We start from the raw sequence: 19583 nt of genomic DNA, 5'->3' as shown, positions 1-19583 counted from the left end.
GATGTAAGGTTCCTTATATAGCTCGTCATGGACACCGTGGAGAGAAGGAACGATGACCACCCTGACCGCGGCCGGTACCCTCCGGCCCACCCGCACCGAGATCCGCACGCTCCAGACCGACTCCGTCGGCCCCGTCGAGATCACCGTCCAGGACCGCGACCGAACCCGGCCGTTCCTGCTCCTGCACGGAGGCGGCGGCGTGCAGACGATGGCCGGCTTCGCCGACCTGCTCGCCGAACGCACCCACTCCCGGGTGCTGCTGCCCACCCACCCCGGCTTCGGCGGCACGCGGAAGGCCGAGGGGCTGACCGGCGTCCCCGAGCTGGCCCGGGCCTACGTCACCATGCTCGAACAACTCGACCTCACCGATGTGACCGTGATCGGCAACTCCTTCGGGGGCTGGCTGGCCGCCGAGATCGCCCTGCAGGAGAGCCCGCGGGTCAGCGGCGCGGTCATCATCGACGGAGTCGGCATCCAGGTCGAAGGCCACCCGATGACCGACGTCCGCGGCATGTCGCCGGCCGAGCTCCGGTCCTACTCCTTCCACGACCCGAGCAAGGCGCCCGGCCCGCCGAGCACCGGAGGCACGGGGCCGAGCCCGGACGTGCAGGCGTTGATCGGCTACGCCGGCCCCGCCATGTCCGACCCGGCACTGGCCGATCGGCTCGGCGGCCTCGACCTCCCGGTCCACGTGCTGTGGGGCCAGAGCGACGGCATCGTCGACCCGGACTACGGCAAGGCCTACGCCGCCGCGATCCCGATGTCGACCTTCACCCTGCTGCCCCGTACCGGCCACATGCCCCAGGTCGAGACGCCCGAGGAACTGCTGGGCGCGCTCTTGGACCTCGGCGACCGGTGACCTTCGACCCGCAAGGAGAGACCATCATGACCACCCCACTGAAGGCGACCCGGATCGGTCACGCCTGCCAGCTCATCGAGATCGGCGGGACCCGTGTCCTCACCGACCCATGGTTCACCCAGACCGCGACCTACTACCAGGGCGAGCCGGTCGCCTCGACCGTCGAGGACCTGGGCCGCATCGACGCCCTCATCGTCAGTCACGAGCACTACGACCACTGCGACCTGGACGCGCTCGTCGCCGCGGGCTTCGACCTCGACGTGCCGCTGGCAGGGCCCGGCACCGTCGCGGCCATCGCGCGGGACAGGGGATTCCGCGACGTCCGCGCCATCGAGGCATGGGAGGCCACCACCATCGGCGACCTCACCGTGACCGCGACCCCCGGCCAGCACGGCGTCCACGAGGTCACCTTCGTGCTCCAGTCGGGCGGGCGCACCGTGTTCTTCGGCGGCGACTCGCTGCGCGTCCCCGAGCTGGACACCATCCCGGACAGATTCGGCCACGTCGACCTGGCCATCCTGCCGACCAACGGCCTGTGCATCCGGCCGATGAATCTGCGGCAGGTCGTCATGGACGCCGAGGAGGCGGCCGGGCTGACGGCCGCGCTCAACCCGACGCTGGCCGTGCCACACCACTACGCCTTCCACAGTGGCCGGCTGGGCGACCGGATCATCACCAAGGGCGACCAGGACCCGCGGCACTACGCCGACGCGGTCGCGAGAATCGCCCCGGAGGTCGACGTACGGCTGGTCCTGCCCGGCACCCCGGTGACGGTCCCATGAGCACCGCGCCGGCCGGCGGCCGGGAGTTCATGCCACGGATCGGCGCCGGCCTACCGCCGGGGGAGCGGCCCATGATCGCCGCCATCCGGTCGATCCCCGGCCACGAAGGGCGGCTCGCCGCCGCCGTCGCGACGCTCACCGCCGCCGTACGACGGGAGCCGGGCTGCCTGGAGTTCCGGGCGTTCCAGGACGTCGCGGACCCCGGAGTCCTCTACCTCTATGAGATCTACGCCGACACTGACGCGTTCCGCGTCCACCTGACCACCGACCATGTGGCGCGTTTCTTCACCGAACTGGCCCGGCACAGCAGGACGGACGCCAAAGCACTGGTCCAGCTCGTCGAGCTGGACGTGCCCTGAGGACGGGCGCCGTGTTCAGCGGTCCTGGTGCGCCTCGGCGTCGTTGAGGCGTTGGGCTTCGGCGAGTTGGTCTTCGAGGATGATGATGCGGCAGGCGGCGTCCAGCGGGGTGCCATCGTCGAGGAGCTCGCGGGCGCGGGCGGCCAGGCGGAGCTGGTAGCGGGAGTAGCGCCGGTGGCCGCCCGGCGAGCGTTGCGGGGTGATCAGCTTCGCCTCGTCCAGGCTGCGCAGGAATCCCGGGGTGGTGCCGAGCATCTCCGCGGCGCGGCCCATGGTGTAGGCGGGGTAGTCGTCATCGTCGAACTTGTCGGCCATGCTCTGCTCGGCTGGTTCCATTGAACCTCCACGTCATAAGGGCCCCGGTGCCGTAGCACCGGGGCCCAGGGTTTTAGGTATCAACACCATCTACCGACGAGTACGTCGGCTTGTCGTATCCGCACCGGCCATCTGAGACGGCGCGGAGTGCGGGGATCGCGTAAGCGTGACCGAAGACCACCTTTCGTTCCGATGGGACTGCGGTACCCGCGCGGCGGAACACAACCGGCAGCGGGCGATCCGACGGCGTATGACCCTCCCCTTCTCCTCTGATCTTCCTCAAAACCTTTCCGTACCGGCCGAGGACCTCTTGGGACCCGCGAGCCCGGTCCCAATGCGTCCGGCGGCCGCCTGCCCGCCTGGAACCACGTCCCTTAACCGGCTCCAGTGCACCTGACGTCCTGCTGACATCTCACGGGTAGTTCGCTTGTCTCCCGTGCCTCTTTGATGTTGTCTTCCTTCGTTACATTGAGAAGACTACCCACGTGCCCATCGAATGTCTACTGTGGCCGCATGAGATTTTCTTGGCTCTCCAGTCTTGCCGTCGCCGACTCCGCCGGCCGCGTCGACTGAGAACCCCGCCCACAGCAACCAGGCAATGAGCCATTGGCCGATTCGTCACATGGAGAACCGTCATGACCGTGGAGATCCGGCAGGCCGGTCCCCAGGACGTCGTCGCGGTGATGCCCGCCGAGGTCGACTACACCAACGCCGCCGAGGTGCGTGAAGTACTGCTACGGACGCTGAACGGCACCCCACGTACGCTGACCATCGACATGTCGGCCACGACCTTCTGCGACGTCGCCGGCGTACGAGCGATCGAGCGCGTCTACCAGCGCGCACGCGCCTGCGGCACCCGGCTGTGCCTAAGGGCCCCTATGCCGGGGGTGTTGCGGATCCTCAAGCTCACCGGCATCCACCGGATCATTCCGATCGCGCCGCGCCTCGCCGACGATGGTTTCCCGCTCACGACGCGTTGAGGGGTCCGGAGACCGGCGGGCCGCCGGTCTCCGGGCTCCGATCAGGTGAACTTGTCCTTGATCTTGCCGGCGATGCCGGTCTCGGTGCCGAGCGCGGGCCCGCTGGGCTTGCCCATACCGCCGTCGTAGGTCGCGTACAGCGCCGGGTCCGGGGGAGGCGGCGCCCCGTCGTCCCCGAGAGCCTCGGGGTCGGTGAGGTACCCGAACTCGTGCTGGCCGTCCGGCTGCAACCCGGACGCCCATCCGCCCTCCTGGGCGGCGGTCCCGTCGGACAGGTGCCAGACGGAGGTCGCGTGCTCGGCGTACTCCTCGTCGAAGAGCGCGTTCGGGGCCACCGTGGTCTCCAGGCCGTCGGCCTGGAGCTCCTCGATCGCCTTCAGCCACACGTTCTGGTGCAGCGTGTCCCGGGCGAGGTTGAACTTCAGCATGTTCCGTACGCCGGGGTCATCGGTCATGTTGTAGAGCCGAGCGGTCTGCACCCGGCCCTGGGCCTCGGCGGCGGCGTTCGCGCGGAAGTCGGCGAGCAGGTTGCCGCTGGCGATGATGAAGCGGCCGTTCCACGGGTAGCCGTTGCTGTCGGCGAGCAGCGCGCCTCCTCCGGCGACGATGGCCTGCTGGGGGTCCATCCCGCCCAGTACGGCGCCCACCACCGGGTCGGCCGCGGCCATCTTGGTCGTCGCGGTGGCCGGAGCCCCCTCCAGCAGGCGGGCGACCATGATGGCGATCATCTCGACGTGGCCGATCTCCTCGGTCGCGACGTCCATGATCAGGTCCTTGTACTTGCCGGGCATCCGGCAGTTCCATCCTTGGAACAGGTACTGCATGGTGACGGTCATCTCGCCGTACGCGCCGCCGATCAGTTCCTGGAGCTTGTGCGCGTAGACCGGGTCGGGCTTTTCGGGTTTGGCGTCGAACTGTAGATGGTCGGTATGCCGGAACATCTCGCACTCCTTCGCGTTGGTGACCCTGTCCGTCCTGACGATAGGAAGCGCTCATCTCCGGTCCGTCACCATCGCGTTACCAGCGCCAAAGCGGGCATTTGCGGCGTTCAGGGTAGGTCCGGAGCATGCGCGTAGGTGCCGGCTCAACGTCCGGAAGGATGCGATGACCACGACGCGACAGCCCGGAACGTTCGCCGTGAACGTGCTCGGCTCCTTCGAACTCCGCCGGGAGAACCGGACGGTGACCGCCACGCCGGCGGCCCAGCGGCTCCTGGCGTACGTCGCCACCCGGACCAAAACGATCACACGGGCGGCCGCCGCACGCTCATTGTGGCCCGACCACTCCGACGCGCGCGCCGCCGCGAACCTGCGCTCGACGCTGTGGCGGCTCCGGCACGAGCATCAGGGCGGCCCGATCCGGTCGACCCCGCAAGGCCTCGAACTGGACCCGCGCACCACGATCGACATTCACGCGATCCACGCGAGGATCGCCGTTCTGTCCTCCGTACCGGACAGCGCGTCCGACCTGGATCCCGCCCAGCTCAGGCACGATGTCCTCCCGGACTGGACCGATGAGTGGCTGCTGATGACCCGCGAATGGTTCCGCCAGCTGCGGCTGCACGCCCTGGAGGCGCTGTGCGTCCGGCACTGCCGCTACGGCCGGTACGACGCCGCGCTGGAAGCCGGCATGGCCGCACTCGACTGCGAACCCCTGCGTGAGAGCGCCCACCGAGCGGTCGTCCGGGTGCACCTGGCCGAGGGCAACCCGGCCGAAGCGCTGCGCCAGTACGACCTGTACCGGCGGCTCCTGTACGGCGAACTGGGTCTCCGGCCCTCCCCGCAGTTCCGCGCCCTGGTCTCCCACCTGCTCGGCCGCCCTCTCGACGGGCCGCCTGCCGTGACGCCGCCGTGACGGGACCCCGGCGTGAGGGGCGGTCGGTGTTCGCGAAATACGACGTCAACCGCCTGATGCGGAGCCCTGAGGCGGCACGCCTGAAAACGACGCCAGCTCCGGCCCGAGGTCTCGGACCAGGGTGTTCGCCAGCGTACGAAAGCCCTGTATCTCCGGCCGGAGGTCGTCACGGCGGGTGAGCAGGACGGTCGGCACCCACGGCGCGTCGATGATCGGGATGAACCGGACGCCCGGCCACGTGTAGTAGCGCTGGAGGGACAGCAGGCTCGTGCCGATGCCCCGGCCGGCGGCGACGCTAATGATCAAGTCCTGCGCGGTCGCCGGCTTGTCCAAGGCCGTTTCCGGCGCCATTCCGTTACGCTCTTCGACGAGGTGCTGATAATTGGCGAAATCCCGTGGCGTGTTCTCGGGAAGGCCCATGAAGCGGAGGCCGAGGATATCGGTCAGCCTTAGATGGTCGGCGTCGGCGATTTCGTACTCGATGTTCGCGATGACGACGCGCGGTTCGACCGTGAGGACGTCGTTTCTGACGCGCTCGTCCTGAAAGGATGGTCTGACAAAGGCCACGTCGACCCTTTTCTCAACCAGAGATGACACATAGTCCGTACAATTCAAACCCTCGATCCGCACCGTGTTCTGGGGGTCGGCGTCGCAGTACGCTCGCAAGATTGCCGGCGTCAGCTCACCTGAGCCGGGCGCCGCCACGCCGACGCGCAGCGGGGCGCTCTTGCTCCTGCCACACGCCTCGACGACGCCCGAGGCGGCGCCGGCCGCCGTGACCATGGCGAACGCGTGCGGGAGAAAACGTTCACCCGCCGGCGTCAGCGAGACGGGATGGCGCTCCAGCAGCCTTGTGCTCAGCTCACGCTCGAGAGCACGCACGTGCGCGGTGACGGCTGGAGGTGACAGAAACAGCCGCTGCGCGGCAGCGGCGAACTGTCCTTCCTCGACCACGGCGAGAAACGACTCCAGATGGCGAAGTTGCACAAGGATCAGATTACACATCGTGCCGAACGCCGTTCCGGACGTGATCACGATGGCTGAAAGCATGATCGCGCAGCTGCCTGCACGCCGTGACCGGCCGGCGTCGGAGACACGCGCGTTCTGCCGCCGGCCATGATCGACATTAATGGTTAAGTATCTTTACAATCGCCCGTCGTGTACTTACTGTTACGTCATGGCCTGGGGGAGACCTCCCGCCTCTGCCCAGGAGTTCATGAACTGTGCCCGCACGGCCACACCTGCGCCCCCGCCAGGACGCGTGTGCCCCCCGCACGTGAAGGAGAACGTTCGTGACAGCAGAGAACGACCGGACGCGCCGTACCCGCCGCAAGATCCTCGCGGCGGTCGCAGGCGGCGTCATGATGATCGGCGCAGGCGCCATCGGCGCCGGTGACGCCATGGCCGCCGGTTCCGCCCCGAGCGCGGCCGGCCTTGATCCGACCGTCGCACCGGGCGGCAACTTCAACCTGTCGGTGTGGTCCCTCCAGCTCCCGATCGGGTCGCCCGGCTCGCCGACCACGATCCAGCCGGCGCAGTTGAAGGGCGCGAGCGGGTACACGAACCCGGCGTACTTCTGGACCGACAAGAACGACGGCTCGATGACCTTCTGGGACCCCGAGGCCGGAGTCACCACGCCGAACTCGAGCTACGCTCGCTCCGAACTGCGCGAGATGAACTCGAACGGCAGCGCCGCGGACTGGTCCCTGTCCGGCACGCACAAGCTGTCGGCGACCCTGCGGATCGTCTCGGTGACGAAGAACGTCTGCGTCGGGCAGATCCACCTCGGCAGTGGCGGCTCGTCGACGAAGCCGCTGCTCGAGCTGTACTACCACTCCAACGGCGACGTCGTCCTCGGCCTCGAGAGGTCACCCGACGGCGGTCAGGACACCTCCACCCTGACCAACGTGCCGCTCGGCACCCAGTGGAGCTACGTCATCGCGATCGTCGGCGGCAAGATCCAGGTCACCGTCAACGGCAGCACGAAGAGCTATCCGATCGCCTCGGGCTTCAACGCCTATCACCAGTACTTCAAGGCCGGCGACTACAACCAGTCCTCGTCGAGCAGCACCAGCAACGGCGCGAAGGTCAAGTTCTACGCCCTGACCGTGGCCCACAGCTGACCGCGTACCCGCCGGCCTCTCCCCCGAGAGGCCGGCGGTTGCCTGTGGTGCCGGTGATCTCCCAGGTGGCCGGATTGACTGGAGTGCTTAGGTTTGCCTAACCTAACTCCAGTTTCTCCCTGCTCATGCCTGAAAGTGATCGCCCGTGCCTCTATCCGACCAGTTGCCCGCTTTCCTGTCGCTGTCCGCGGCTCCGGCCCCATCGACCCCGCTCGGCCCGTTCGAGGACAGCGCGGTGGCGTGGACGACCTGGGTGACGATGATGGGGTTCGTTGGCGTGACCACTCTGGCCCTGGTGGCAGCGGGTCCCGCGGCCCGCCGGATCAGTGCCGGCACGCTCGCGGCGGTGACCGCCCGGCTCGCCCGCGCGGCCGTCGTCCTCGGTGTCCTGGCGGTGCCCGCCGTGCTCACCGATCTCGCCCACTCCGGGGAGGACGGCGGCTACCACTACGGTGCGGCCTGGAACTCTCTGTACGACGGCAGCAATGCCGGGCGCCTGTCGGGCCTGGAAGTGACGCTGATCCTGGTCGGCGCCGCCCTGGTCGCCCCGCTGGCCTTCCGCCGGGCGGCGTCCGGCGCGGCGAGGCGGTGGCTGCTCGCCGCGGGGCTCGGCGCGGGAGCGGTCGCGCTGGGCACCACCAAGTTCCCTGACGCGGTACCCGACGACTGGGGCCGTACCACCTTCGAGACCGTCATGTGGATGCTGCACCTGTCCGGTGGCGCGGTCTGGCTGGGTGGCCTGGCCGGCCTGGCGCTGCTCACCGTCCCCGGCGCGGTCGCCCCGGCCGACCGTGGCGCCTTCTGGTCCGCCGCGGTCCGGCGCTTCTCCGCCACCGCCATGGGCTGCGTCGCGTCGATCGCCCTGTCGGGGCTGTTCCTGTACTGGGAGCACGTCGACGGCCCCTCGCAGCTGTTCACGACGATGTACGGCCGCGTACTCGGGGTGAAGATCCTCATCTTCGGCACACTGCTGCTGCTCGGTGCCTTCAACCAGTTCTGGCTCCACCCGCGGATCGACGCGCTGCGCGCCGCGGGGGAGCAGCGCCCCCTGCACACCGTCCTGGTGCGGCGGTTCCCCGCCGTGGTCACCGTCGAGACGCTGCTGGGAATGACAGTGCTGTTCGTCGCGCCCTTCCTTCACGGCTCCGCCCGTAACCAGGCATTCCAGGCCGACGCGGCCGAGCACTCCGCCGTTCCCCTTGCGGGTCTGCCCAAGATCCCTGCCAAGGAGGCCAGCACCTCCACCTGGGTGCTCGGCACCGCCGAGACCATCGCCGTCATCGCGGTGATGATCGCCGGCTACTGGCTCTCCGGGCTGGTCGTCCGCCGCCGTACGGCCGCCGCCACCGCCCGCGCGGCCGACGCCGCCGACACGGGCGACCTCGTCGAGGCGTGACGTGAGCACCGCGCCGTCGGCCCATGGTCCCGTGCGGTTCCGGACCGGTCAGCCGGCCACCCAGGCGATCGCGACGTCCAGCGGCTTACCTCGGTCGTAGACGCAGTGCGGGCGCCGGAGCCGGATCGAGCCCACGTAGACGTCGTCTTCTCGTGGATCGTAGGAGTTCTGGTCCACGGCGTAGCCGGGCGCGACCTCGCAGGCGTCCGGCCAGCCGGAGACCGGTACGCCCCCGAGCTCGGCCGGCGAGCCGCGTACGGGCGCGTCGTAGGCCGTCACCGTCTCCTTGCGATCGGTGACACCGGCGACGTACAGCGAGCCTCCGGCGGCGCCCAGCCACACGACGTCGTCGACGCCGATCGACTTGTACGATCAACGGACTGGCCAGGCTCCACTTTTTGACCAACGTGCCCGGAACGGGCCCGGTGTCGGCGAGCCGCGGCGGGGGAGTCTTCGCCGTGGAGCTCTCGAACCGTACGGGAGGACCCGAGGCCTGGCGGGGGGCACCCGGCCTCGACCCCCGGCCGGGGCCGAACGAACGAGCGGTCCGTACCCGGTGCCCGCCGGACGCGGAGCACGCGCCCGCGTGTGCCGGTCGTAGCCTGTGACATGCTGCCGCTCGACGATGCCGCGGTGCTGCGTGACCTGAGCGGAGCCGCGGGCGGCGGCACCGTGCTCGTTCTCCCGAGGAGTGTTCATGGCCGCGCTGCCCCTTCTGCCGACCTCACTGGTCGGCAGCTATGCCCAACCCGACTGGTTGATCGACCGTTCGAAGCTGGCCGGGCGGTTCCCGCCGCGGGTTCGGGCGAAGGAGCTCTGGCGGGTGGCGCCCGAGTTCCTCGCTCCGGCGCAGGACGACGCCACACTGCTGGCGATCCGGGCGCAGGAGGAGGCCGGGCTGGACATCCTCACCGACGGGGAGATCCGCCGGGAGAGCTACTCCAACCACTTCGCCACCGCGCTCGAAGGCGTCGACATCGACAACCCCGGTACCGCGCTGGACCGTAGCGGGCACCCCAATCCGGTGCCGAGGATCTCGGGTCCCATCCACCGGCCGTACCCCATCGAGGTCGACGATGTGAGGTTCCTGCGGGCGCACACCGACCGGACGATCAAGATGACCGTGCCCGGTCCGTTCACGATGTCCCAGCAGGCACAGAACGATCATTATCCGGACGCGGAGTCGGCGGCGATGGCGTACGCCGAGGCGGTGAACGCCGAGGTACGCGACCTGTTCGCGGCCGGCGCGGACATCGTCCAGATCGACGAGCCGTACATGCAGGCACGCCCGGACGCCGCCCGCGCCTACGGCCTGGCCGCGCTGAACGCCGCCCTCGCCGGGGTGACCGGTACGACGGCGGTGCACATCTGTTTCGGCTACGCGGCGATCATTCACGAGCGTCCCGAGGGCTACTCGTTCCTGCCCGAGCTCGCCGGGTGCCCGGCCGACCAGATCTCCATCGAGACCGCGCAGTCGGGTCTGGACCTCGGAGTGCTGGCCGACCTCACCGACAAGACGATCATCTTGGGCGTCATCGACCTGTCCACGCCGGAGGTGGAGACCTCCGAGCTGGTGGCCGACCGCGTTCGCCGGGCGTTCGACCGGATGCGGCCCGAGCAGCTCGTCATCGCCACCGACTGCGGGATGAAGTACCTGCCGCGCGAGTCCGCCGAGGGCAAGATGCGGGCGATGGCCGACGCCGCGCGACTGCTGCGGGCCGAGCTCGGCTAGACATCGTGATCACGGGCGCCGGGCGGACGCATGCCCGGCGCCCCATCTCGCGGTTTGTACGACGAGTGCCGTACGGCCTGCGCCGTGGAGGTCGTCTTGCCCCGGAGTGCGAAGAAGCGTCCGCGACACTCCGAAACGTGCGTGGATGCCGGGTTTCTAGGGGTTACGCTCGGAGATCGCGACCGGTCTCAGTGCGGAGGGACGAGCGTGACCGACATGTCAGCTGATTCCGATCCGAAGCCGCAGTGGGCACTCGATACGGGCGTGCCCCACACCGCCCGCGTCTGGAACTACTTCCTTGGCGGCCAGGACAACTTCGTCTCCGACCGGGAGGCGGGTGAGCGGATCGCCAAGGTCAATCCGCCCATTCTCGAACTCGCACGGGCGTCCCGGGCATTCCTCGTGCGTGCCGTCCGCCACCTGACCACCGAGGCCGGGATCCGGCAGTACCTCGACATCGGCACGGGACTGCCCACCTTCAACAACACGCATGAGGTCGCCCAGGGAATCGCGCCGGAGTCGCGCATCGTCTACGTCGACAATGATCCGCTGGTCCTGGTCCACGCCGGGGCCCTGCTCACCAGCACGGTGCCCGGCGCCACCCGCTACATCGAGGCCGACCTGCGCGCCCCGGACTCGATCCTGAGCGAGGCCTCGGCGATCCTGGACCTCGACCGGCCGGTTGCGATCATGCTCATCGCGATCCTGCACCACGTCACCGACACCGCGGAAGCCCAGAGCATCGTGGCCCGGCTGATGGACGCGGTGCCCTCGGGCAGCCACCTGGCGATCGCCCACGCCGTGCACAGCGAGACCATGGACGAAGGCGCGCGGCAGTGGAACCGGGTCGGCAAACCCCCGCTCATCCCGCGTACCGTCGAGGAGATCGCGAGTTTCTTCGACGGCCTCGAACTCCTGGAGCCGGGGGTCGTCACGACGACGCGATGGCGCCCGGGCGACGTGGATCTCGGCGTCACGCATGAGGTCGACCAGTACGCGGCCGTCGGCCGTAAGCCCTGACGCTCATGCGGTCCGCGGTGAAATGCCGTCGAGCCGCCCCGGCTCGACGGCCGATCAGCCGAAGACGACGTTGAACGCCTTGCCGAGGAGTGAGAGGACCTCTTCGCCCTCGGCCTCGCTCAGCACGCGGAACGCGGGCGTGACCAGGGTGTCGGTCAGGTCCTCCGCGTCGGTGCGACGCTTTCGCAGGGTGTCGTCCGGCGGGGAGTAGGGCTCCGGCCAGCCGAAGTAGCGGGCGTTGCCCTCGCCGGCGGGGATGAGCGGCGAGCCGCCCGTGAGAATGGCCTCCAGCGGCGTCAGCCCGCAGGAGAGCACGGCCACCAGGTGCAGGCCGCCGCGCAGCTCCCGGAGTACGTGCGCGAGCTGGATGACCCGTGCCCGCCCGTCGTCGGGCAGTGGCATGGCCCGCCAGCCGGCCGCGAGCGGTGCCCCGATCACGTCGGCGTTCCCGGCGACCGCCTCGAGCAGCTCGGCGAGCCGGTCCGCGTCGGTCTCGGCGAGCCCCGCCAGCTTGCGACGGGCGAAATCCTGGCAGACCGTGGCGTAGCGGCGTGCCGCCTCCTCGGCGGGCAGGCTCCGGCCCGCCTCCCAGACCTCGCGTACGACCTCGACCGGGAAGAAACCGACCGCCGAGGCGACGATGTCGGCATCGACCTCACCGAGCACGCCGCACCGGCCGCGCATGTACGGGGCCCAGCCGGCGAAGCCCGTCTCCTTGGTATAGGCCTTCGCCTCACGCGAGATCATGAAGGCGCCGCCGAGTCCGCCGATCATGTTTTTCGCAGCCGCCGCCGCAATCGCCATTGGAGATCCATCCGTCCTGGAACAGAATCCGGTTCTAGTAATTCTAGACGGCCGCACCGTAGCAGGCCGGGGGCCGTTCATCACCCCGAGGCGGACCGGGACGTACGCTGCCCCACGCCGAGCCACCCGCCGAAAGGGGGATGGGGACGATCCGCACCGCGGCATCGTGCCTCTGATCACCTATGGGTTACTACGAGGAAGCCAGGGACGCGTTCCGGCGCGGCGACACGGACGTCGTGGAGCGGCTGAGCAGACAGGAGCTCGACCGCGCTCGCGCGTCCGCCGACGTCGCCGCGGAGGTGGAGGCGCTCTGCATGCTGGCACGGGTCGCCCTGCGCGGTGACGATGCCCGCGAGGCCGTACGGCTGGCCGCGGAGGCGCGTGCCCTGGCACGCGGCACCGGCGAACGGCGACTCGAGCGAGTGCCGATCCACGTACTGGCGGCCTCCGCGCGTATCACGGGAGATCTCGCCGCCGCCCGCTCCCTGTACGGGGAGAGCATCGCACTCAACGAGTCCCTCGGTGAGTCGCGCATGGTCGTGGCGGAACAGCACAACCTCGGCTACGTCGAGCTGCGGGCAGGCGACGCCGACCGTGCCAGGGAGCTGTTCACGGCGGCCCGCCGGCAGACGCTCCGCCACGGTCACGACGACCTGATCCCCTGCGTGGCCGTCGATGCCGCCGTCATCGCCGCCGCCGACGGCGACCATCGCCGGGCGGCGCGGCTCCTCGCCGCGGCCGACAGTGCCCTTCGCGAGCTCCAGCAGGTTCTGGACCCGGACGACGCGATCGAGCAGGAGGCCCTCCGCGATCGGCTGGCCGGCGCACTCGGGCGAAGGTCCTTCGACGCCGCGTACCGGGAGGGCGCCGGACTCGACCTCCGCCAAGCCCTGTCCCGGTGATCCCGGCCGCCGGAGAACGCGCCGTACATCCCCCTCACGGGTGGCCCGCGGCGCGGAACGCCCTCCGGTACGCCGACGGAGTCGTCGTCGTGTCCCGGGCCATCTGCAGCCGCAGGTTGGCCGCGGTTCCGAGTCCGCTCCGTTGCGCGACCTCGTCGACGGTGATGTCGGTGGCTTCGAGCAGCCGCCGGGCTTCGAGCAGCCGCTGAGCGGTGAGCCACCGCAGCGGGGTCATACCGGTCTCGGCGACGAATCGCCTGGCGAACGTTCGCGGAGCCAGCCCGGCATGGTCGGCGAGTTCGGCGACGGTGAGCGGCCGCTGGATCTCACCGACCGCCCATTCGCAGGTCCTCGCCAGCCCGGAGCCGTTTTTGGGCAGGGGCCGCCGGGCGAACTGCGCCTGACCGCCGGGCCGGTGAACCGCCGTCACCATGCGCCGTGCGACGTCGGCGGCGGCCGCGGCGCCGTGGTCGTGTTCGAACATGTGCAGGCACAGGTCGATGCCGGCGGCGATGCCGCCGCTGGTAAGGATGTCGCCCTCGTCGACGTAGAGGACGTCGGGGCGCAGGCGGACCGCGGGGAAGCGAGCGGCGAACTCGTCGGCGTGCTGCCAATGGGTGGTGGCCTCGCGGCCGTCCAGCAGGCCCGCCCCGGCGAGCGCGAACGCGCCGATGCACACCGAGGCGATTCGGGCGCCCCGGCGTGCCGCGCCGTTCAGCGCTTCCACGACCGCCGGCGACGGGTCGGACAGCGGGAGGAAACCCGGGACGACGACCGTGTCCGCGGTTTCGAGTGCCTCCAGACCGTGATCGGCCTGGACGGAGAAACCGGTCGTCGTCGGTACCGCTCCGGGCCGTTCGGCGCAGACGCTGAACGCGTAGCGGCCGCTCTCGATGCGGTGGCCGAAGATCTGAGCCGGAATCGACAGGTCGAAGGCGACGACGTCCGGCAGCGCGAGTACGGTCACTCGATGCATGGCAGCATTCTACCGATGTCGCACTTTTCTGCCGCTCACCACCCGAGCGACTCGGGCCGGCGGACGACCGCCGAGCGGATCAGGCGCCGCGGCAGGATTCTTTTCGAACGCGGCAGTCCTGCCACTCGCCGGTCCCCCTGGTGCTCACCAGCATGGGGGGATGACCGATGACACGATAGACGGCACGGCCGGCAACCTCGCATCGCTCCTTTACCGCAACGCGTCCTTCGCGGCGACCGACGCCAAGGACAAGGTGCCGGCGATCCCGTTCATCCCCCACCGCGGCCTGTTCGTCATCACCTGCGTCGACCCGCGAGTCGACCCTGCGAACATCCTCGGGCTCGAGCTCGGCGACGCGATCGTGCTCCGTGACGTCGGTGGACGCGTCACGCCGGCGGTCCTCGCCGACGTCGCCTACATCAGCTACCTGGTCGAGACGAAGGCTCCGCAGGGGCCTTGGTTCGAGATCGCGGTGATCCATCACACCGACTGCGGATCGGGGCTGCTGGCCGACGAGGAACTCCGGCAGGACTTCGCCCGGCGAAGCGGGCTCGAGGTGGCGACGCTCGCCGAACTCCCGGTCCTCGATCCGCAGCTCACGGTGGCGATCGATGTTCAGCGGCTGCGCGACCATCCCCACCTGTCCGGCAAGGTCCACGTCTCGGGCCACGTATACGACGTCAAGACCGGCCACATCTCGACCGTCGCCTGATCGGAGCCGATCGTACGACGGTCGAATGACCCTAGGAGTACCACACCCCCTTTACGGGGCCTTCCCGTACGGGCCACGGGGTTAGTGTCGAAGCCATGGACAGCGAGAACCTCCTGGGACGGTTCCTGCGAGCCCGGCGTGGGCTCGTGGCTCCCGAGGACCTGAACCTGCCGGCCGGTGCCCGCCGCCGGGTGGCGGGTCTGCGCCGGGAGGAGGTCGCGATGCTGGCAGGGCTGAGCACCGACTACTACGTACGGCTGGAGCAGGGACGCGAGCGGAGTCCGTCCGTTCAGGTGATCGACGCGCTGGCGCGGGCGCTGTTGCTGGACGACGACGCGATCGCTCATCTGCACCGGCTGGCGCGGCCCGTGCCGGGCCGGTCCCGCAGGACCGCACGGCGCGAGCGGGTCGGCCCGGGCCTCCTCCGGATGATGGGCGACTGGGACCGGACGCCTGCCGTCATCCTCGGACGGCGCATGACCGTGCTGGCCCACAACACCCTGGGCGAAGCGCTGTTCGCCGGCCACACCTACAGCGGTGACCTGGTGCGGCTGGTCTTCCTCGACCCCGACGCACGGGAGTTCTACCCGGAGTGGGACCGGGTGGCCGTCAACACGGTCGCCGGGCTGCGCCAGCAGGCGGGAACCGACTACGACGACCCTCAGCTGGTCGAGGTGGTCGGCGAGCTGTCGCTGAAGAGCGAGGCGTTCCGCAGGCTATGGGCACGCCACGACATCCGCCAGAAGACGCATGAGACGAAACGCTTCCAGCATCCCGTCGTCGGAGAGCTCACCCTCGACTACGAGTCGCTGACCGTCAACAGCGCGCCCGGCCAGCAACTGGTCATCTACCAGGCCGAACCCGGTAGCCCCTCGGAGCACGCGCTGGCTCTGCTGGGCACCCTGACCGCCACCGAAGCCTCCTCCCCGGCGGAGCGCCCGGCCGGCTGAGCGACGCCCGCGACCGCGCCTGCCGCCGGCCCATCGCCGCGGTGACATCACCCGGCCACTCACGTATGGACAAGGAGCGGTTCCACCATGCCCGTCAACGACGCACCCGTCTGGTTCATCACCGGTTGTTCCACCGGACTGGGCCGGGCCCTTGCCACCGCGGTCCTCGAACGGGGCTGGCGAGCGGTGGTCACCGCCCGCGATCCCGAGAAGGTGGCCGACATCGTCGCGGGTCACGAGGACCGCGCCCTGGCCCTCGCACTCGACGTGACCGACGCCACGCGGGTCGCGGCGGCCGTCAAGGCGGCCCACGCCGCCTTCGGACGGATCGACGTGCTGGTCAACAACGCCGGCTACGGATACCTCGCCGCCGTCGAAGAGGGCGAGGACGACGAGATCCGCGCCCTGTTCGACGCGAACGTCTTCGGCCTCGCCGACGTCACCCGGAGCGTGCTGCCGGGGATGCGCGCCAGGCGCAGCGGCCACATCGTGAACATCTCCTCGCTCGGCGGCTTGGCCGCCTTCGGCGCCACCGGCTACTACCACGCCACGAAGTTCGCCGTGGAGGGCCTGTCGGAGTCACTCGCGGCGGAGGTCGCGCCGCTGGGCATCAAGGTGACGATCGTCGAGCCCGCGGCGTTCCGTACCAACTGGTCCGGCCCTTCCATGCGCCAGTCCGCGACCCGTATCGAGGACTACGCGGAGACCGCGGGCGCCCGGCGGAAGAGCACCATGGACACCTACGGGAACCAGCCCGGCGACCCAGGACGCGCCGCCCAGGCCATCATCGGCGCGGTCCAGGCGGACGAACCCCCGCTGCGCCTGCTCCTGGGCAAGGCCGCGCTCGACGTGGTCACGGCCAGGCTCGACAACCTGAGGAGCGGCGTCGACGCGTGGCGTGACGTGACCCTCGGAGCCGACTACCCCGACGACGGCACGGTCACCGGCTGACCGCACCTTGAGGAGGATGGATGCCCACACTGGCGATCATCGGAGCGGGGCCGAACCTCGGTCTGGCCACCGCCACCAGGTTCGGGTCCGAGGGGTTCGACGTCGGCCTCGTGGCGCGCGGCCGGGAGCGGCTGGAGGACCTCGTTCACGGCCTGGAGTCGAGCGGGGTGAAGGCCGCCGGCGCGGTCGCGGACGTCAGACGTCCGCCCGGCGTGGCGTCGGCGCTGAGTGAACTCACCGACCGGCTGGGCCCGGTCGACGTCCTGCTGTACAGCCCGCTGCCGAGCCTGGACTGGATCAAGCCGGTCGCCGACACCACCTCCGACGACGTCCACGCGTCGCTGGAGCTGAGCGTCCTCGGTGCCGTCGACGCGGTGCAGGCGGTGCTTCCCGTGATGCGGCGGCGCGGCAGCGGGACCCTGCTGTTCACCACGGGCGGGGCGGCGGTCGCACCGAGCGCGGAGCGCGCGAGCTCCGCCATCTCATGCGCCGCCGAGGTCGCTTACGCCCGTATGCTCCACGAGGTCCTGGCGGACGAGGGCATCCACGTGGCGCACACCGCGATCGTCGGTGCGCTCGGTCCCGGACTGCGGCACGAACCCGCCGCGATCGCCGAAGTGCTGTGGCGGCGGCACATCGAGCGCGGAGAGTTCCAGACCGTGTGCGGTGGATGAGCTCACGGGCGGATGGTGACCACGGTGAGGGCGGCGGCGGCCAGGAAGCCGAGACCGCCGACGATGACATCGGCGTGCAGGCCGGCCACGAGACCACCGCCCGCGACCAGGGTGCCGACCAGGGCCACCCCGATCGCGCTTCCGGTCTGGCGGGCGGCGTTGAACACCGCGGACGCCGCCCCGCCGAGCTCGGCCGGTGCCGCCTCCATGATCGCCGAGGTCGCCGCCGGCATCGTGAGACCGGTCCCGAAACCGCTGAGGGTCATCGGCGCCACGAGCGTCCAGTAGCTCGTGTCCGGGCCGGCCAGGAGCCAGCCGAGCAGCCCGGCCCCGCCGATGACCAGCCCGATCGCCATCGGCGGGTGCGGGCCGGTGCGTGCGGCGATCCGGCCGCTCAGCGGCGAGGAGATCAGGGGCATCATCGCCATCGGCAGCATGGCGAGTCCGGTCATCAGCGGGCTGAGGTGCTGTACCCGCTGGAAGTACAGCGGCACGACGAACAGCAGGCCGTAGAACCCGAGGTTGAGCAGTACGCCGATGACCGCCGACGCGCGGAACCGCCGTCCTCCGAACAGTGTCAGCGGCAGCATCGGCGCCCGCGACCTGGTTTCGAGCAGCAGGAAGGCAGGCAACGCGAGCACGAACAGGCCGAGGCCACCCAGCACCACCGGCGAGGTCCAGCCGCGCGCCCCGGCCTCGACCAGCGCGCAGGTCAGACCGCCGACGCAGAGCGCGCCGGTCAGCTGGGCCGGCACGTCTGGCCCCGCCCGGCCGCGGACCGGTGACGGCGCCGGCACGTACCTCATGGTCAGCAGGAACCCGAGCACGCCGAACGGGATGTTGACGAAGAACACCCACCGCCAGCCGGCCGTGAACACCAGCACCCCGCCGAGCACCGGACCGGCACCGGCGGCGATTCCGGCGACCATGCCCCAGACGCCGAACGCCCGTGCCCGCGACCCGCGGTCGGGATAGGCATTGCGGAGCAGCGCGAGCGAGGCCGGCACCATCGCCGCGGCGCCGGCACCCTGCACCAGCCGGGCACCGATCAGCACACCGGCGGACGGCGCCAGCCCGCAGCCGGCCGAGGCGGCGGTGAACACCACCAGCCCGGCCAGGAACACCGGCTTCCCGCCGAGCCGGTCGCCCAGCCCGCCGCAGAACAGCAGCAGTCCGGCGAACGCCAGCGTGTAGCCGTCGACGACCCACTGCAACGCGGTCAGCCCCGCGCGCAGGTCGGTGCCGATCGCCGAGATCGCGACCGTGACCACGGTGACGTCCAAGATGACGAGGAAATATCCCAGGCAGACCGCGGCCAGTGGCAGCCGGCCGGTCTTGGTGGGGGACGCATTCCGTTCCCGCATGGTGACCGTCATGCCGCCAGTCTCCGGCCGGATCACTACGGTGATCGCCGAAATGTCGCCGTCCTACACTGGTGTCATGTGGAACGCGGCAACGGAGACCGACATCGCCGAGGTCGCGGCGGCCATCGGCGATCCGTCACGGACCAAGGTGCTGCGCGCGCTCGCCGACGGCGGAGTGCTCCCGGCCAGCGCACTGGCGGCCGAGGCCGGTGTGAGCGTGTCCACGATGAGCGGCCACCTGACCCGGCTACGCGAGGCGAAGCTGCTCACCGTCGAGCACGACGGCAGGCACCGTTACTACCGCCTGGCCGGTACGGATGTGGCACGGGCACTGGAGGAGCTGGCCAGGATCGCGCGGCCACTGCCGGTCCGATCGCTGCGTGACGGCCTGCGCGCAGAGGCGCTGTTGCGTGCCCGGCTGTGCTACGACCACCTCGCCGGACGGCTCGGGGTCGCACTGCTCGCCGCGCTGGTGGACGGCGGTGTTCTCGCCAGTACGGCCGGCAGCTACCGGATCACCCCGGACGGCCTCGGCAGGCTGGGGGAGTTCGGGATCGACGTCGAGGAGTTCTCCCGGCGGCGGCCGGCGATCCGGTACTGCGTCGACTGGGGCGAGAATCGCCACCACCTCGCCGGTGCGCTCGGCGCGGCCATGGCGGCCCGGCTGTTCGCGCTGGAATGGCTGCGCCGGGGTCGGGCCCGGCGCGTCGTCCAGCTCACCGAGGCGGGCCGTACCGGCCTGCACGCGACCTTCGGCGTCCCCTTCGACTGGGACGACCCGCCCGCCGTACCGGCTCGACGGGACCGCTGACCATACACGGATACTATTC

22 protein-coding genes are annotated in these 19583 nt (G+C 70.2%); 15 read left to right on the top strand and 7 right to left on the bottom strand.

Annotation, left to right across the window (positions count from 1 at the left end):
• Positions 1-52: 52 nt before the first annotated feature.
• The 3 genes from FB559_RS36935 to FB559_RS36925 are packed head-to-tail and all read left to right on the top strand — an operon-like array spanning position 53 to position 2000.
• A complete protein-coding gene (locus tag FB559_RS36935) occupies positions 53-859 on the top strand; it encodes an alpha/beta fold hydrolase (protein ID WP_141962276.1) in 807 nt (268 codons plus the stop codon).
• 26 nt (positions 860-885) lie between these two features.
• The gene (locus FB559_RS36930) at positions 886-1641 is read left to right on the top strand and encodes an MBL fold metallo-hydrolase (RefSeq protein ID WP_141962275.1); all 756 of its coding nucleotides are present in this window, start codon (positions 886-888) and stop codon (positions 1639-1641) included.
• Positions 1638-2000, top strand: coding sequence for a putative quinol monooxygenase (locus FB559_RS36925; protein ID WP_141962274.1), 363 nt, complete (start codon positions 1638-1640; stop codon positions 1998-2000). The genes FB559_RS36930 and FB559_RS36925 overlap by 4 nt, the downstream gene beginning before the upstream one ends.
• Positions 2001-2015: 15 nt before the next feature.
• Here the strand turns inward: FB559_RS36925 and FB559_RS36920 are convergent, their stop codons facing one another.
• Positions 2016-2336 (bottom strand): MerR family transcriptional regulator, encoded by a 321-nt coding sequence (locus tag FB559_RS36920; RefSeq protein WP_141962273.1) that lies wholly within the window; start codon positions 2334-2336, stop codon positions 2016-2018.
• Positions 2337-2950: 614 nt separating this feature from the next.
• Here FB559_RS36920 and FB559_RS36915 point away from each other — a divergent pair.
• Positions 2951-3295, top strand: a complete 345-nt coding sequence (locus FB559_RS36915) for an STAS domain-containing protein (RefSeq protein ID WP_141962272.1) — start codon at positions 2951-2953, stop codon at positions 3293-3295.
• A gap of 41 nt (positions 3296-3336) precedes the next feature.
• On the opposite strand, the gene FB559_RS36910 is transcribed toward FB559_RS36915, so the two are convergent.
• Positions 3337-4236 carry a manganese catalase gene (locus FB559_RS36910; RefSeq protein ID WP_141962271.1) on the bottom strand — a complete coding sequence of 300 codons (900 nt, stop codon included), beginning with the start codon at positions 4234-4236 and terminating at the stop codon, positions 3337-3339.
• 163 nt (positions 4237-4399) lie between these two features.
• Between FB559_RS36910 and FB559_RS36905 the strand changes: the two genes are divergently transcribed.
• Entirely contained in the window at positions 4400-5149 is a 750-nt protein-coding gene (locus tag FB559_RS36905) for an AfsR/SARP family transcriptional regulator (RefSeq protein ID WP_141962270.1), read from the top strand.
• Positions 5150-5194: 45 nt separating this feature from the next.
• Here the strand turns inward: FB559_RS36905 and FB559_RS36900 are convergent, their stop codons facing one another.
• Positions 5195-6199, bottom strand: a complete 1005-nt coding sequence (locus tag FB559_RS36900; RefSeq protein WP_221640610.1) for a LysR family transcriptional regulator — start codon at positions 6197-6199, stop codon at positions 5195-5197.
• A 242-nt stretch (positions 6200-6441) separates the two neighbouring features.
• Here FB559_RS36900 and FB559_RS36895 point away from each other — a divergent pair, with 242 nt between their 5' ends.
• The gene (locus FB559_RS36895; protein WP_221640609.1) at positions 6442-7272 is read left to right on the top strand and encodes a polysaccharide lyase family 7 protein; all 831 of its coding nucleotides are present in this window, start codon (positions 6442-6444) and stop codon (positions 7270-7272) included.
• 145 nt (positions 7273-7417) lie between these two features.
• Positions 7418-8668, top strand: coding sequence for a copper resistance D family protein (locus FB559_RS36890; protein ID WP_221640608.1), 1251 nt, complete (start codon positions 7418-7420; stop codon positions 8666-8668).
• A 48-nt stretch (positions 8669-8716) separates the two neighbouring features.
• Here FB559_RS36890 and FB559_RS36885 read toward each other — a convergent pair whose 3' ends face one another.
• Positions 8717-9010 carry a hypothetical protein gene (locus FB559_RS36885; RefSeq protein WP_141962269.1) on the bottom strand — a complete coding sequence of 98 codons (294 nt, stop codon included), beginning with the start codon at positions 9008-9010 and terminating at the stop codon, positions 8717-8719.
• Positions 9011-9365: 355 nt separating this feature from the next.
• Here FB559_RS36885 and FB559_RS36880 point away from each other — a divergent pair, with 355 nt between their 5' ends.
• Together FB559_RS36880 and FB559_RS36875 are read left to right on the top strand one after the other, a co-directional pair.
• Entirely contained in the window at positions 9366-10400 is a 1035-nt protein-coding gene (locus FB559_RS36880) for a uroporphyrinogen decarboxylase family protein (RefSeq protein ID WP_141962268.1), read from the top strand.
• A 216-nt stretch (positions 10401-10616) separates the two neighbouring features.
• A complete protein-coding gene (locus FB559_RS36875) occupies positions 10617-11420 on the top strand; it encodes an SAM-dependent methyltransferase (RefSeq protein WP_141962267.1) in 804 nt (267 codons plus the stop codon).
• 54 nt (positions 11421-11474) lie between these two features.
• Here FB559_RS36875 and FB559_RS36870 read toward each other — a convergent pair whose 3' ends face one another.
• Entirely contained in the window at positions 11475-12224 is a 750-nt protein-coding gene (locus tag FB559_RS36870; protein ID WP_141962266.1) for an SCO6745 family protein, read from the bottom strand.
• 182 nt (positions 12225-12406) lie between these two features.
• Between FB559_RS36870 and FB559_RS36865 the strand changes: the two genes are divergently transcribed.
• Entirely contained in the window at positions 12407-13126 is a 720-nt protein-coding gene (locus tag FB559_RS36865) for a tetratricopeptide repeat protein (protein WP_141962265.1), read from the top strand.
• A 34-nt stretch (positions 13127-13160) separates the two neighbouring features.
• Here the strand turns inward: FB559_RS36865 and FB559_RS36860 are convergent, their stop codons facing one another.
• The gene (locus tag FB559_RS36860) at positions 13161-14102 is read right to left on the bottom strand and encodes a GlxA family transcriptional regulator (RefSeq protein WP_141962264.1); all 942 of its coding nucleotides are present in this window, start codon (positions 14100-14102) and stop codon (positions 13161-13163) included.
• A 160-nt stretch (positions 14103-14262) separates the two neighbouring features.
• Here FB559_RS36860 and FB559_RS36855 point away from each other — a divergent pair, with 160 nt between their 5' ends.
• The 4 genes from FB559_RS36855 to FB559_RS36840 all read left to right on the top strand — a co-directional run bounded on the left by FB559_RS36855 (position 14263) and on the right by FB559_RS36840 (position 17389).
• A complete protein-coding gene (locus FB559_RS36855; RefSeq protein WP_141962263.1) occupies positions 14263-14814 on the top strand; it encodes a carbonic anhydrase in 552 nt (183 codons plus the stop codon).
• Positions 14815-14909: 95 nt separating this feature from the next.
• Positions 14910-15764 carry a helix-turn-helix transcriptional regulator gene (locus tag FB559_RS36850; RefSeq protein ID WP_141962262.1) on the top strand — a complete coding sequence of 285 codons (855 nt, stop codon included), beginning with the start codon at positions 14910-14912 and terminating at the stop codon, positions 15762-15764.
• 87 nt (positions 15765-15851) lie between these two features.
• Entirely contained in the window at positions 15852-16715 is an 864-nt protein-coding gene (locus FB559_RS36845; RefSeq protein ID WP_141962261.1) for an oxidoreductase, read from the top strand.
• Between the two features lie 20 nt (positions 16716-16735).
• The gene (locus FB559_RS36840) at positions 16736-17389 is read left to right on the top strand and encodes an SDR family NAD(P)-dependent oxidoreductase (protein WP_141962260.1); all 654 of its coding nucleotides are present in this window, start codon (positions 16736-16738) and stop codon (positions 17387-17389) included.
• A 2-nt stretch (positions 17390-17391) separates the two neighbouring features.
• Here FB559_RS36840 and FB559_RS36835 read toward each other — a convergent pair whose 3' ends face one another.
• Entirely contained in the window at positions 17392-18765 is a 1374-nt protein-coding gene (locus FB559_RS36835) for an MFS transporter (protein ID WP_221640607.1), read from the bottom strand.
• A gap of 64 nt (positions 18766-18829) precedes the next feature.
• Here FB559_RS36835 and FB559_RS36830 point away from each other — a divergent pair, with 64 nt between their 5' ends.
• Positions 18830-19564 (top strand): ArsR/SmtB family transcription factor, encoded by a 735-nt coding sequence (locus FB559_RS36830; protein ID WP_185792651.1) that lies wholly within the window; start codon positions 18830-18832, stop codon positions 19562-19564.
• The last annotated feature ends 19 nt before the right edge of the window (positions 19565-19583 follow it).

Source organism: Actinoallomurus bryophytorum, from assembly GCF_006716425.1.
In the GTDB taxonomy this organism is placed as follows: Bacteria; Actinomycetota; Actinomycetes; order Streptosporangiales; family Streptosporangiaceae; genus Actinoallomurus; species Actinoallomurus bryophytorum.
This window is presented reverse-complemented; position numbering and strand designations above follow the sequence as displayed.

Coding starts and splice junctions, on each gene's coding strand:
- FB559_RS36935 (WP_141962276.1), top strand. CDS start 53: ATGACCACCCTGACCGCGGCCGGTACCCTCCGGCCCACCCGCACCGAG.
- FB559_RS36930 (WP_141962275.1), top strand. CDS start 886: ATGACCACCCCACTGAAGGCGACCCGGATCGGTCACGCCTGCCAGCTC.
- FB559_RS36925 (WP_141962274.1), top strand. CDS start 1,638: ATGAGCACCGCGCCGGCCGGCGGCCGGGAGTTCATGCCACGGATCGGC.
- FB559_RS36920 (WP_141962273.1), bottom strand. CDS start 2,336: ATGGAACCAGCCGAGCAGAGCATGGCCGACAAGTTCGACGATGACGAC.
- FB559_RS36915 (WP_141962272.1), top strand. CDS start 2,951: ATGACCGTGGAGATCCGGCAGGCCGGTCCCCAGGACGTCGTCGCGGTG.
- FB559_RS36910 (WP_141962271.1), bottom strand. CDS start 4,236: ATGTTCCGGCATACCGACCATCTACAGTTCGACGCCAAACCCGAAAAG.
- FB559_RS36905 (WP_141962270.1), top strand. CDS start 4,400: ATGACCACGACGCGACAGCCCGGAACGTTCGCCGTGAACGTGCTCGGC.
- FB559_RS36900 (WP_221640610.1), bottom strand. CDS start 6,199: ATGCTTTCAGCCATCGTGATCACGTCCGGAACGGCGTTCGGCACGATG.
- FB559_RS36880 (WP_141962268.1), top strand. CDS start 9,366: ATGGCCGCGCTGCCCCTTCTGCCGACCTCACTGGTCGGCAGCTATGCC.
- FB559_RS36875 (WP_141962267.1), top strand. CDS start 10,617: ATGTCAGCTGATTCCGATCCGAAGCCGCAGTGGGCACTCGATACGGGC.
- FB559_RS36870 (WP_141962266.1), bottom strand. CDS start 12,224: ATGGCGATTGCGGCGGCGGCTGCGAAAAACATGATCGGCGGACTCGGC.
- FB559_RS36865 (WP_141962265.1), top strand. CDS start 12,407: ATGGGTTACTACGAGGAAGCCAGGGACGCGTTCCGGCGCGGCGACACG.
- FB559_RS36860 (WP_141962264.1), bottom strand. CDS start 14,102: ATGCATCGAGTGACCGTACTCGCGCTGCCGGACGTCGTCGCCTTCGAC.
- FB559_RS36855 (WP_141962263.1), top strand. CDS start 14,263: ATGACCGATGACACGATAGACGGCACGGCCGGCAACCTCGCATCGCTC.
- FB559_RS36850 (WP_141962262.1), top strand. CDS start 14,910: ATGGACAGCGAGAACCTCCTGGGACGGTTCCTGCGAGCCCGGCGTGGG.
- FB559_RS36845 (WP_141962261.1), top strand. CDS start 15,852: ATGCCCGTCAACGACGCACCCGTCTGGTTCATCACCGGTTGTTCCACC.
- FB559_RS36840 (WP_141962260.1), top strand. CDS start 16,736: ATGCCCACACTGGCGATCATCGGAGCGGGGCCGAACCTCGGTCTGGCC.
- FB559_RS36835 (WP_221640607.1), bottom strand. CDS start 18,765: ATGACGGTCACCATGCGGGAACGGAATGCGTCCCCCACCAAGACCGGC.
- FB559_RS36830 (WP_185792651.1), top strand. CDS start 18,830: ATGTGGAACGCGGCAACGGAGACCGACATCGCCGAGGTCGCGGCGGCC.